11 protein-coding genes are annotated in these 12,578 nt (G+C 60.8%); 1 reads left to right on the forward strand and 10 read right to left on the reverse strand.

The genetic code is table 11. The features are described from left to right. Nucleotides 1–242 precede the first annotated feature (242 nt). The 10 genes from CK227_RS08055 to CK227_RS08100 all read right to left on the reverse strand — a co-directional run bounded on the left by CK227_RS08055 (nucleotide 243) and on the right by CK227_RS08100 (nucleotide 10,862). Complete coding sequence (locus CK227_RS08055; protein ID WP_063169219.1) at nucleotides 243–860, reverse strand: hypothetical protein; 618 nt, start codon at nucleotides 858–860, stop codon at nucleotides 243–245. A gap of 728 nt (nucleotides 861–1,588) precedes the next feature. Next, complete coding sequence (gene ccoS, locus CK227_RS08060; protein ID WP_081714250.1) at nucleotides 1,589–1,744, reverse strand: cbb3-type cytochrome oxidase assembly protein CcoS; 156 nt, start codon at nucleotides 1,742–1,744, stop codon at nucleotides 1,589–1,591. A gap of 5 nt (nucleotides 1,745–1,749) precedes the next feature. After that, nucleotides 1,750–4,029, reverse strand: a complete 2,280-nt coding sequence (locus CK227_RS08065) for a cation-translocating P-type ATPase (protein WP_063169220.1) — start codon at nucleotides 4,027–4,029, stop codon at nucleotides 1,750–1,752. Next, nucleotides 4,026–4,523, reverse strand: coding sequence for a FixH family protein (locus CK227_RS08070; RefSeq protein ID WP_063169221.1), 498 nt, complete (start codon nucleotides 4,521–4,523; stop codon nucleotides 4,026–4,028). Before CK227_RS08070 ends, CK227_RS08065 begins: the two co-directional genes overlap by 4 nt. Continuing rightward, complete coding sequence (gene ccoG / locus CK227_RS08075) at nucleotides 4,520–6,079, reverse strand: cytochrome c oxidase accessory protein CcoG (protein ID WP_063169222.1); 1,560 nt, start codon at nucleotides 6,077–6,079, stop codon at nucleotides 4,520–4,522. Before ccoG ends, CK227_RS08070 begins: the two co-directional genes overlap by 4 nt. 167 nt (nucleotides 6,080–6,246) lie before the next feature. Then, entirely contained in the window at nucleotides 6,247–7,110 is an 864-nt protein-coding gene (ccoP, locus tag CK227_RS08080; RefSeq protein WP_063169223.1) for a cytochrome-c oxidase, cbb3-type subunit III, read from the reverse strand. 2 nt (nucleotides 7,111–7,112) lie between these two features. Continuing rightward, nucleotides 7,113–7,262 carry a cbb3-type cytochrome c oxidase subunit 3 gene (locus tag CK227_RS08085; RefSeq protein ID WP_024502864.1) on the reverse strand — a complete coding sequence of 50 codons (150 nt, stop codon included), beginning with the start codon at nucleotides 7,260–7,262 and terminating at the stop codon, nucleotides 7,113–7,115. 11 nt (nucleotides 7,263–7,273) lie between these two features. After that, complete coding sequence (ccoO, locus tag CK227_RS08090) at nucleotides 7,274–8,005, reverse strand: cytochrome-c oxidase, cbb3-type subunit II (protein WP_063169224.1); 732 nt, start codon at nucleotides 8,003–8,005, stop codon at nucleotides 7,274–7,276. Next, on the reverse strand, nucleotides 8,005–9,624 hold the full coding sequence (gene ccoN, locus CK227_RS08095) for a cytochrome-c oxidase, cbb3-type subunit I (RefSeq protein WP_063169225.1): 1,620 nt from the start codon (nucleotides 9,622–9,624) through the stop codon (nucleotides 8,005–8,007). Before ccoN ends, ccoO begins: the two co-directional genes overlap by 1 nt. Nucleotides 9,625–10,118: 494 nt before the next feature. Continuing rightward, complete coding sequence (locus tag CK227_RS08100; protein ID WP_024502861.1) at nucleotides 10,119–10,862, reverse strand: Crp/Fnr family transcriptional regulator; 744 nt, start codon at nucleotides 10,860–10,862, stop codon at nucleotides 10,119–10,121. 152 nt (nucleotides 10,863–11,014) lie between these two features. Between CK227_RS08100 and hemN the strand changes: the two genes are divergently transcribed. Next, nucleotides 11,015–12,364 carry an oxygen-independent coproporphyrinogen III oxidase gene (hemN, locus tag CK227_RS08105; protein WP_063169226.1) on the forward strand — a complete coding sequence of 450 codons (1,350 nt, stop codon included), beginning with the start codon at nucleotides 11,015–11,017 and terminating at the stop codon, nucleotides 12,362–12,364. The last annotated feature ends 214 nt before the right edge of the window (nucleotides 12,365–12,578 follow it).

A 12,578-nucleotide genomic window follows, 5' to 3' on the forward strand; every position in this document is an offset into this window, starting at 1 on the left:
GAACTGAGCCGAGTGACATGAGCTCCGTGCCCGCCGCATTGCCTAAAGGCGCTGGGCCGGGAGATTCGCATCGATCGGCAACGAAGCACTCAAAGCGCTCAGAGGTGGATGCGGCTAACCGATCCCGCCCTTTCGCCGCGCAGCCGCGCAGATCGCCGCCAGCAAGCGAGACACTCGCGACGCTGGTCAGCGACGGCCGCGCCGCATCGATCGCCACATTCCACCTGGAACCCTTGCGCATACTACTCACGCTCCACGACGTCGAAGCGGGCTCTCTTGCGAGGGTGAGGGTATCGAACGTAGCGCTCTCTCTCGTCATCCCAGCCAAGGTAGCGGAAACTTTTATCCACGACCGCGCATATCTCATCAAGAACCTGCTGCATGGCTTCGATGTCGATGTCCTTGCAATTCAGTCGCCGATAGAGCAAAGCCCACGCGGCGACATAGTCGTCGAAATAGCGCGCGTCACTCGAACCAATGATCAACTTCGGACGGTTGATCGATTTCGAAAACGCACGTCCCAACCCCGATGATGCTCCGCAGCACGTTGACATCACGAGGATCTTCGGCGCTGGATGCGAGCCCTGGAACATTTTTACGAAGTCAGCCCAAAGAAGGCCACTTCGCCCACTGGACGAAGCGATCCCGTCACCATTGCCGTGCCCGGCGATGTGAAGCACGTCGCACTCCGCCTCCATCGCTCGTACTACAGCCTCACCAAATTTCGTTCGGTTCAACGCCATTTGGAGCTCCGCGCGGATGTTGACAGCCTTTAACAAGTGCTGCACGATCGGTCCCTCTTGCCTGTCGGCGAAGTAGTCATTTGCATTGTGGCAGTCGATGATGTGTACGGTGTTCATGGTACTCCAGCCGCTTGTTCGTTCATCGTCGTGACGAGCGGACACCACGCGCGCGGAACCGCGTGACGTGCGCTGGGTTCCGGTACCGTCGCATAGCCTCAAGGCGCGGGCCGGGAATCGGGATGGATCGGCAACGACGCACACAACCCATCAAAGGCGAAAGCTGTTGATCGGCCCCCTGTCCGCGCAAGCCACGCGGATGGTCAGCCAGCAAGCGAGATACACACGACGCCGGTCAGCTAATGGCTGCGCCGTAAGCACAAGGCATGGCCGACCACACGACAGAAAACCCAGAACCGTGAAGGTGCTGATAATGACGACCAATCTTTCCGTAAGTCATGCATTTCTCCGTCGAAGACTGGTCAATAGACCACGCCGATGAGTATGACCCTGATCTGGATCAGCCAGACATGACCAATCGGCACTGGCGGTTCACGGTCAGGTGATCGACCGTGACGTTCCACTTTGGAACCCGTGCGCACATTGCCAAGCTCTCGTCCGGCCACGCGAGGTACTCTCGTGGCATCACACGCCTCATACTGGGTGCAATGGGAGGCAGTCCTTCGCACGACAGAGGCTTTTCACAAATGTAGTGTGCAGCTTAGGTCAAGATGGTCATGGAGCATGGAGCATGGAGCATGGAGCATGGAGCATGGACAGCTTGTTCCCGACCGAGCCGGCTCGACTGACGAGCGCGATCCGCGCATCTTATGCACAGCGGATTGAAATCAGCGTTCCGGTTTGTCGTCCCGATCAATTAGTATCCGCTCGGCGGCTCCGTCGAGATCTTCGTATTGACCGCTTCGCAATGCCCAGACGAAGCCGGACACACCCAGTGCACCCAGAAAAAGGGCCACTGGTATGAGATAGAGCAACGTCGTCACGAGGATTATGCCGAATAGCTGACTGCGGAGCGTCCGACTTTTTGAATAACTTGCAGCGTCGCATTCGCCCCGAAGCCGTGCAAGCGCAATGCGTTTCCAATAACAAGCACCGATGAGGCAGACATGGCAATCGCCGCTAACAAAGGCGTGGCGTGGCCCAGGATGGCGATCGGCACGGCGACGGCATTGTAGACGATCGCAATCGCGATGTTCTGGCGGATCAGGTGTCCCGCCTTGCGCGAGACGTCCAGCGCGAGAGGCACTGCCAGAAGGCTTTCGCGCAGGAATACGAAGTCGGCGGCATTGCGGCCAATGTCGGCGGCGGTGGCCGGAGCGATCGAGACATGCGCCGCGCTCAGCGCCGGCGTGTCGTTGAGGCCGTCGCCAACCATCAGAACCTTGTGTCCGTCTTTCGCCAGGGTCTCGATGCGCTCGACCTTGCCCGACGGCAGCAGGCACGGAACGAAGTCCTCGACACCCAGCATTCTTGCAACTTCACCGCAGGCACCTGCGGTATCGCCCGACAGCATTTGCATCGACACCCCAGTATCGTTCAATCGCTTGATCGCCGCCGCCGCGTCGGCGCGCAGCGCATCCTCGAAATCGAAGGTCGCGACAATGAACCCGTCTTTTGTCAGCACCGTTCCGCCATAGCCATGGTTGCCTTCACCACCGGTCCGGGCCTTCCATCCAGCCCATCCGCGTCGACCCAGCCGCCAGATGCTTCCGGCGACAGTGGCTTCGATCCCGAACCCCGGATGCTCTGTGACGGCATCGAATTTGTGTTGCCCGCCAGGAGCGGCAAAGCCGGTTATGGCCTTTGAAAACGGGTGACGCGAGTGCGCGGCCATGTCTGCCGCGATTGCCAGCATGGCCGGATCGATCGACGATGCATTGAGGAGCCGGGGTTGTCCGAGCGTGAGCGTTCCGGTCTTGTCGAACACTGCGTTATCAATCGTCGCCAGGCGCTCCATGGCCGAACCGTCCTTGACCATGATGCCGTTCTCGAACAGACGCCGCGCGGCGACCACCTGAACGATCGGTACGGCGAGGCCGAGCGCGCACGGGCAGGTGATGATCAGAACGGCAATGGCGATCGTCATCGCCCGGTGCCAGTCGCCCGTCGCCGCCATCCAACCCAGGAATGTCACGAAGGCGGTGAGATGAACCACGGGCGCGTAGAGTGCCGACACGCGATCAGCGATGCGGCGATAGTGCGCGCGACCGCCCTCTGCGGCTTCCATCAGCCGAACCATTTCGGCGAGGAACGAATCCTTCGCGGCGGCGGTCGCCTCGATCGTCAGCGGGCCGGTAAGATTGAGCACGCCGGCCTGCACGGCTTCGCCCGGCGCCACGTTTTTCGGCGCGCTTTCGCCTGAGGCCAGCGAGCAGTCGAGATCAGACGCTCCGTGGATGATCTTGCCGTCGACGGGGATCCTTTCACCGGCCGCGATCAGCAGCTGCATCCCCGGTTCGATCTCGCCAACCGGCAGATAGTCGCGCGCGCCATCGCCGCGCAGCACCATGGCGCCGCGTGCGGCCAGCTGCGACAGGCCTTTCACCGCGGTGCGGGCACGTTCGCGCATCACGTGATCCAGCGTCCTGCCGATCAAAAGGAAAAAAAGCAGCGAAACCGACGCGTCGAAATAGGCGTGGTCGCCATGGTTGATCGTCTCATAGAGGCTCATGGCGTAAGCGAGCGACACTCCGACCGCGATCGGCACGTCCATGTTCATGCGGCCGTGGCGCAGTGCATTCCAGGCCGAGCGGAAGAAGATGCCGCCGGCGAAGGCGAGCGCTGGGATGGCGATCAATGCGGAGACCCAGTGAAACAGGTCGCGGGTAGCCCCTTCGGCCCCGGACCAGACAGAGACCGAAAGCAGCATGATATTGCCCGCCGCGAACCCGGCAACCGCGACGGCGCGGATCAACTCCGAAAGCGTCCTGTCCTTTTCATCAATCTCGGGGGCGAAGAGATGCGCCTGGTAGCCGAGCCGTCCAAGCGCGGCGACGAACGGTGGAACCTCGTCGCCACGCCAGCGGACCGAGACCCGTTTCGTCGACAGGTTGACGCGGGCGCTCTCGACGCGATCGAGCGTTCCCAACGCCGTCTCGATCGTCTGGATACAAGCTGCGCAATGAACGCTCGGCACCGAAAGATCGGTTTGGCGGAGATCATCTCCAAGCGATCGGCTCGCCAGCCTGATCTCTTGACTAGACGGCAGGACCGACGTGGTGCTGCCCAGATCAAGCGCCATTTCGGCGCCCGGTGCACAACAACTCATTTCAGCGCTCCATGGGAAATCATGATCCTGCGGACTTCGCGGTAGGGCTCGGCCAGACCGGCGTCAGCGTCGACTTCGACGATCCAGACGCCATCCTTCGGCATGTGCTGGGCTGCGAATTCCTGGCCGGAGGCGAGGGCGAGGTTGACCGCCTTGTCCTCTTTCTCGTAGGCGGGATGGCGAAACAGCACCTTGACGCCATGCAAGGCAATCGGCTTGCCGACGGCGTCGGTAAGGCTATAGCGGACCTCGCCCCATGCGATGGTCAGCTTGCCGGTCCAGCCGAGCGCTGCCTGCGCCCGCCCCTCCTCGGCCTTCTTGTTGAACTGCTGGCTCGCCACATAGGTGTTTTCGACGACAAGGCCGGTCCAGCTCGTGTTGGCGAGCGTTGCCATCGTCAGATTGACCGCGATGACCACCCCGAAAAAGGCTAGGATGATGGCCAGCATGTGCCTGCCGGTGAATACGCGGGGTTTTTCAGCGTTAGCGGTCATCTGGCAGTCTCCGGCGCGTTGAAGGTGGCGGTGTATTCGTCCGCCTCGAAGCTCGCCTTGTCCTCGACACGGAACTTGAAGGTCTGCGCTGTGCCCTGGATTTGATCCGCCGGCTGGCGCACGAAGACCTTCAGCATTTTCAGGCGGTCGGGTTCGACCGGAATGGCAAAAGAACGGCCTTCCGGGATGTCGTCGCCGACCACGCTCATCTCGGCGCCCTGCAAGCCTTGAATCGCGACAACGATCGTCCTTGGCTCGGGGATCATGTTGAGCAGCTTGACGGTGTAGCCGTTGCGGATCGAGCCGTCGGACAGCGTGACAAATTGCGGATTGCGATCATGCAGCACGTTGACTTCGAGCCGATCGCGCGTCAGCAGCGAATAGAGCAGACCCAGGCCGATCAGCGACCAGATACCCATGTAGACGTAGGTGCGTGGCCGAAAGATCTTGCGGATATGGAAATGCGCCACCTTGTCGGAGAACAGGCCATCAGCGGTCCTGACCTGCGACGGGTTGACTGAACTGGAGCCGCCCGCGGTCGCCAGCATCATGTTGGCGTTGTAGTCGGACAGTGTCGCATAGGAGATCAGCCCGCGCTCCTTGCCGAGCTTGTCCATGACCCCGTCGCAGGCGTCTATGCACAGCGCGCAGGTGATGCATTCCATCTGCTGGCCATCGCGGATGTCGATCCCCATCGGGCAGACCGCGACGCAGGCATTGCAGTCGACGCAGTCACCGACCGGCAGCCCTGCGGCAAGGACCTTCTTGGCGTGGCGAGAACGCGGTTCGCCGCGCCAGTCATTGTAGGTGACGGTGAGAGAACTTTCGTCGAGCATCGCTGCCTGGATGCGCGGCCATGGGCACATGTAGGTGCAGACCTGCTCGCGCATCAGACCGCCGAACGTGTAGGTGGTAGCCGTCAGCACGGCGACAGTGATGTAGGCGACGGGTGGCGCGGTGCCGGTGAAGAGTTCGCCAACCAGCGTCGGCGCATCGGCAAAATAGAAAATCCAGGCGCCGCCGGTCGCCGCACCGATGACCAGCCAGACGGCGTGCTTCGATAAGCGCAGCATCAGCTTGCGGGCGGTCCAGGGGCCTGCATCGAGTTTCATGCGAGCGTTACGGTCGCCCTCTATCGCACGTTCGACGACGAGGAACAGATCGACCCACACCGTCTGAGGGCATGCATAGCCGCACCAGGCACGGCCGACAGTCGAGGTGATCAGGAAAAGACCGACGCCCGCCATGACCAGGAGGCCGGCCACATAGAAGAATTCCTGGGGCCATATCTCGATGAAGAAGAAGTAGAAGCGCCGGTTCGCGAGATCGAGCAGGACTGCCTGGTCCGGGGCAAATGGACCGCGAGCCCAAGGCAGCCACGCAGCCAGGTAATAGATGCCAAGTGTGATCGTCATCACCAGCCATTTGAAGCGACGAAAGTTGCCCGAGGCGCGCTTCGGAAAGATCTTTTGACGCGCGGCATAAAGCGGCTTGCGGGTTTTGGCGGAATTGACAGTTTCTGTTTCGAGCCCTGTCAACTGCGTCTTGTCACGCATGTGCAACTCCACTTTCCCAGCCAATGTCAGGGGCACCTGTCGTAAAGCCTCGCCGTAGGATAGCCTTGCCGGGTTGTGCAGATCGCATTAGGGATGGTGTCGAGGCCCGGCTCACGCCGGGCCTCGTCCGCTTGGCAGGGGGGACCGAAGAATAGGACCTTCCATTCCTATTCTCCGCCGCCAAGCGAATGGACATAAACTGCAAGTTCCTTGACCTTGATCTCGCCGAGACGGCCAACCCAGGCCGGCATGACGCCCTGTTTTGGCGCACGGACCTGTGCGGCGATGGCTGTCTCACCGGATCCATAGAGCCAGATCGCATCGGTCAGGTCGGGGGCGCCGAATTCCCTGTTGCCTTTTGCATTGTCGCCGTGACAGGCCACGCAATTCTCGGCAAAGACCTTGGCGCCGGGTTGGATCAGACTTGCATCGCGGACCTTGCCGGAAAGGCTGGCCACGTAGGCGCTGACTTGTGCGATCTGGTCGGCGGTAATGATGTCGCCGAAGGCCGGCATTTCCGACAGGCGCGTGTCCGGATCGGATGCGAAGCGGATGCCGTGCGTAATCGTCTGCTGGATCTGCTCGGCCTTGCCGCCCCACAGCCAGTCGTCGTCGTTGAGATTGGGAAAGCCCTTGGAACCCTGGGCGCCGGAGCCATGACATTGTACGCAATTGACCTTGAAAGCGGCGCCACCGGCGGCGATTGCGAATTCGCGCAGGCCGTCGTCCGCGGCGATTTCCGAGACGCTCTTGGACTCCACCGCCGAGATATATTTGCCCTTGGCGGCCTCAGCCGCGGTCAGCTCGTTCCTGACCTCGTTGCGGCTGGAATAGCCGAGCACACCCGTTGTCGCCGAGTGCAACAGAGGCCATGCTGGATAGGCAATGGTGTAGCCTATCGCCCAGACAATGGTGACGTAAAAAGTGATAACCCACCATCTGGGAAGCGGGTTGTTCAGCTCCCGGATACCATCCCATTCGTGGCCGGTGGTCGAGACGCCAGAGATTTCATCGATATGCTCGTCGCTCATGATCACTCGTCCTCGAGCGGAATGCGGGCCGCTTCGTCGGCCAGCCTTCGGCTGCCGGGGCGTAGGGCAAAGGCGATGCACCCCACGAAGAACAGCGCCATCGCAACCAGGCCCCAGCTGTCGGCAAACGCCCGCATCAAATTGTAGGTCATCAGCGTTCTCCTCAGCGGTAGCCGGCGGCTTCGTCGTAATTTTTGAAGTCGACCAGTGTGCCAAGCATCTGCAGGTAGGCGAGCAGGGCATCCATTTCGGTGACCTGTTGCGGGTTGCCGTCGAAGTCGCCGATCTTGGCTTTTGGGTAACGCGCCTCAAGGCCTGATGTGTCGGCATTGGGATCGGCCTGCGCCGCCAGATCCGCATTGGCGTGGGCGATCATGTCATCGGTGTAAGGGACGGCTACAAGCCTGTTGGCGACCAGATGCGTCGAGAAATCCTTCACGTCGATCGGCGTGTCTTTCAGGAACCCATAGCTCGGCATGATCGATTCCGGCACCACCGAGCGCGGGTCGGTAAGATGCGCGACATGCCATGCATTCGAGTAGCGGTCGCCAACTCTGGCGAGATCCGGCCCGGTGCGCTTCGATCCCCACTGGAAGGGGTGATCGTACATGGACTCGGCAGCCAGGCTGTAGTGGCCATAGCGCTCAACTTCGTCGCGGAACGGCCTGATCATCTGGCTATGACAGAGGTAGCAGCCCTCGCGCATATAGATGTTGCGCCCGACAAGTTCGAGCGGCGAATAGGGGCGCATGCCTTCCACCTTCTCGATCGTGTTGTCGAGATAGAAGAGAGGCGCGATCTCGACGATGCCGCCGACCGTCACCACGAGCAGCGAGCCAACGAGAAGAAGCGTGGCGTTCTTCTCGATGATTGCGTGTTTGTCCATCAAGCCCATTACCTGGCTCCTGATCGCGCAGGTCGGATGGCGACGGGGCTCGGCATCGGCTCCTCCTCGCGCTGGTGGCCGAGGATGGTCCTGGTGATGTTCCAGGCCATGATCAGGGCGCCGGAGAGGTACATGGCGCCGCCGATGGCGCGCAGGACATAGTAGGGGTGCATGGCGGCGACGGTTTCGGCGAAGGAGTAGACCAGGAAGCCCTGCTCGCCATATTCGCGCCACATCAGGCCCTGCATGATGCCGGACACCCACATCACCGCGGCGTAGACGACGATCCCGAGTGTCGCCAGCCAGAAGTGCCAGGTGACGAGCCTCAGCGAGTAGAGCCGTTGACGGTTCCAGAGCTTCGGGACCATGTAGTAGATCGCGCCGAACGAGATCATGCCGACCCAGCCGAGCGCACCCGAATGGACGTGCCCGATGGTCCAGTCGGTATAATGCGACAGCGAATTGACCGCCCGGATCGCCATGATGGGGCCTTCGAAGGTCGACATGCCATAGAAGGCGACGGCCATCACCATCATGCGGATGATCGGATCGGTGCGCAGCTTGTCCCAGGCGCCGGACAGCGTCATCAGGCCGTTGATCATGCCGCCCCAGGACGGCATCCACAGCATGATCGAGAACACCATGCCGAGCGTCTGCGCCCAATCGGGCAAGGCGGTGTAGTGCAGGTGATGCGGCCCGGCCCAGATGTAGAGAAAGATGATAGCCCAGAAATGGACGATCGACAGCCGGTACGAATAGACTGGCCGGTTCGCCTGCTTGGGCACGAAATAATACATCATGCCGAGGAAGCCGGCGGTGAGAAAGAAGCCGACCGCGTTGTGGCCGTACCACCATTGCGTCAAGGCGTCCTGGACCCCTGAAAAGGCGGAGTAGCTCTTGGAGCCCGGGAACGAGACTGGTATGGACAGGTTGTTGACCACATGCAGCATCGCGATGGTCACGATGAACGACAGGTAGAACCAGTTGGCCACGTAGATATGCGGTTCCTTGCGCTTCAGGATCGTGCCAAGGAACAGAATGAGGTAGGCGACCCAGACGATGGTCAGCCAGACATCCACATACCATTCGGGTTCGGCGTACTCGCGGCCCTCGGTGATGCCGAGCAGGTAGCCGGTCGCGGCCATGACGATGAACAGCTGGTAGCCCCAGAAGACGAACCAGGCGAGATCACGGCCGAAGAGGCGCGCGCGGCAGGTGCGCTGCACGACATACAGAGACGTGCAAAGCAGCGCGTTGCCGCCGAAGGCGAAAACGACACCGGATGTGTGCAACGGCCGCAAACGACCGAAATTGAACCAGGGCTGGATGTTGAGATCGGGGTAGGCGAGCTGCAGCGCGATCACCACGCCGACCAGCATGCCGACGACACCCCAGAACACGGTGGCGATCGCGCCGTAGCGGATCGGACCATCCATGTAAGCGGATGGGTCAATCGGAGCTGCTGGCCTGAACTCCGTGTTGCGCAACAGGATCGCAGTGAAACCAGCCACTGCGAAGAACAACACCCACATGTGTCGGCGGAAAGGTTCATCCACGCCGAAGCCGGCGGCCACCAGGGCCGCAAAAGCGAACACGCTTAGAAGGACGATCTCTGTGCCGAATTTCATTGCAGATCCCGATCTCGAATCTGGTGGATGCCAAATCCGCAGCGCACTAATCGCGCAGCCGCCGCCCCCTCGCCCTGATCTATGTCAGGCCGCACGATTTTGTGCGGCGCAATCAGCAGGTGGCGAATGAACGAGGAACGCAGCGCGGGCTCACTCCCTCATGGAAGGCGTTCCCTGGGTTGGGCGGGCGCAGACGCGATCGCTGAGGCGAAAGCTGAGGCTCTGCGCGCGTTGGATGCTATTGCCGATGCCCTGCCAAACGTTGTTCGGATCCCATTGGAAACGAACGCGATCGTTCCGCCGAGCCGTGGCAGATTAAGGACCATGCTTCGCCGGTATGTGCCGAAACACACCTGGCGATTGGTCACGTTCCTATCAAAGCCCGAAAGCTGTTTGTCTCGACAACCGTGACGCCGCTTCGTCGAAGGCGCGGCGACATCGCATTAAAAGGCAAACACGGCCCGCCCCGGAGTCATGCGACATGGCCTCGCCGCTTAGGGCCGCTCGCGTCCGCCGCCACAGCGCTTCTCCAGACGGCTTATGCTGTCCACCGTCACATGGCGTGCGTTCTCAATCCGAATCACCCCGTCAGCCCGCAATCGCGTCAGTTGGCGGCTCACGGTCTCGCTGGTGATTCCAAGGAAATCAGACATTTCGGCACGCGTCAGCGGCAGATCGAAGGAGGCCGACCCGGAAGCCGCATCGAGACTGGAATCGATATTCCGGGCCATCATGAGGAGAAAAGTCGCCACCTTTTCCGGAGCTGTCTTGCGCCCCAGCGTCACCATCCACTCGCGCGCCTCATCGAGTTCATTCAGCGTCTGTTTGAGCAGGCGATGCTCGAATTCCCGTGACGCCTTCATCATCCGTTCGACGGCCGCTCGCGGAAACGAACACAGCGTGACTGCTGTTGCCGCTTCCGCATTGATCGAGCTTTCCTCCTTGAAAGGACGTCCCAGAAAATCCGGTGCAAACTGGAGACCGACGATCTGCTGGCGCCCATCCGACAGGCTCTTTGATAGCTTTACCACGCCTGAAAGCACGTTGGAGTAGCTGTCGACGTTCTGTGCCTCGCCGGTCAACTCCATTCCTGACTCGATCCGGCGACGCGAGCAAGTCTTGGCGAGCCCAACCAAATTGTCTGGATCGAGCGCACCGCAGACACCGCGACGCCGTGCCTCGCAAGGGAAGCAAAGAACAGGAATGCCGGAACTATGAATGTCTTGCCGAAAGGTCATGCGTTCGCCTTACCCGATCCTAACTGCCGGCAGGATACCCATCCAGGGTAGAGAAATCCTGCGGCGGTTTGTCCATGAGCGCGGCTGATCGAGATCAGGGTCTGCTTCAGCGATGCGTGCAGTGTTCCGGCGGGCAACACGGTGAACGCGAGATGCAATCGGAAATAGCTGTCAAACTCAGCGAGAACGTCCCACGCTACACCAGCTATCCGACGGCGCCGCATTTCCATTCGGGGATCGATGCTGCCATTTACCGTGGCTGGTTGGAGACGCTGGAAAGCGGCGACGAAATCTCGCTGTACCTGCACATTCCTTACTGCGACAAGCTCTGCTGGTTCTGCGCCTGCCACACCAAGCAGACGCACCAATATGAGCCGGTGGCCGCTTATCTGCGCTCGCTGAATGCCGAAATCGTCACGATTGCCGGTCTGGTGAGCGGCAAGGCACATGTCCGTGCAATCCACTTCGGTGGCGGTTCGCCAACTATTCTGAGGCCCGATGATATGGTTGCTCTTGGAGCGGCCTTGCGGGACAGCTTCGACCTTCTCCCGGATGCTACGGTCAGCATCGAAATCGAAACCAACGACATGGACAAGGCGCGCCTTGATGCACTTGCTCAAATCGGCGTAACGCGGGCGAGCCTCGGCGTGCAGGATTTCGATCCGCAAGTGCAAAAAGCAATTAATCGTGAGCAGAGTTTTTTGCAGACCAAGGCAGTCGTCGACGGGGTTCGTTCGCGGGGCGTCGAATCGGTCAATCTGGACCTGCTCTACGGGCTCCCGAATCAGACACGCGAGACGATCTGTTCCACGGTGGCGCAGGCACTGACCTTGGAGCCAGACCGGATGGCCCTGTTCGGCTACGCACATGTGCCCTGGTTCAAGAAGCATCAGACGATGATCGACGAGGCATGGCTGCCGAGTCCCACTGAGCGTTTCGCCCAATCTCAACTCGCGGCGCGGGCAATTGTCGCCAAGGGATATGAGGCAATAGGACTCGATCATTTCGCGAAGCCCGACGATGCGCTGGCCATAGCGGCCCGCGCAGGGGTTTTGCATCGCAATTTTCAGGGCTACACTGAGGATCGCTGCCCGACACTGATCGGACTTGGCCCTTCGTCCATCGGTCGTTTTCGCCAAGGCTACGTGCAGAACATGGCTTCGACTGCCGGGTACGGGCGCATGGTTGCGGATGGCGGGTTGGCTGCCGTCCGCGGCGTTGCCCTTTCCGACGACGATCGCGTCCGTGGCTGGATCATCGAGCGGCTGATGTGTGATTTTGCCTTCTCGGCAGTCGACCTGGTGGAGCGGTTCGGCAAAGCCGGCGAGCAGCTCCTTCATCGCTCGAGGTCCATCGCACTCCACGATCCTGCCCGAGCGCTTGAATTCGATGGTGACAGTTTCCTCGTACGGACTGAAAGTCGCCCCTTCATTCGAACCATCGCGGCCAAGTTCGATACATATTTCAAAGGGGGAACGGCGAGGCACTCGGTGGCGGTCTGAGCAAAGCACAGTGCGCTCGCCGTTTGGTCGATCGGCGAACCAGCTGCGTTCGTTTTGACCGCTCATAGGCGACTACCGCATCAAATCGTCGACCGTGAACAATCCGAGCCCTAAGCGGCGACCGGCTTCGGCCGGATTTGAAGCAGGGCAATCAAGAGCGACAAAAACCCCTTCAGCCACCTGAGCAGGAGGGAGAAGTTGTAGCCGGCGGCGG

Source organism: Mesorhizobium sp. WSM4308, assembly GCF_002294905.1.
Classification (GTDB): domain Bacteria; phylum Pseudomonadota; class Alphaproteobacteria; order Rhizobiales; family Rhizobiaceae; genus Mesorhizobium.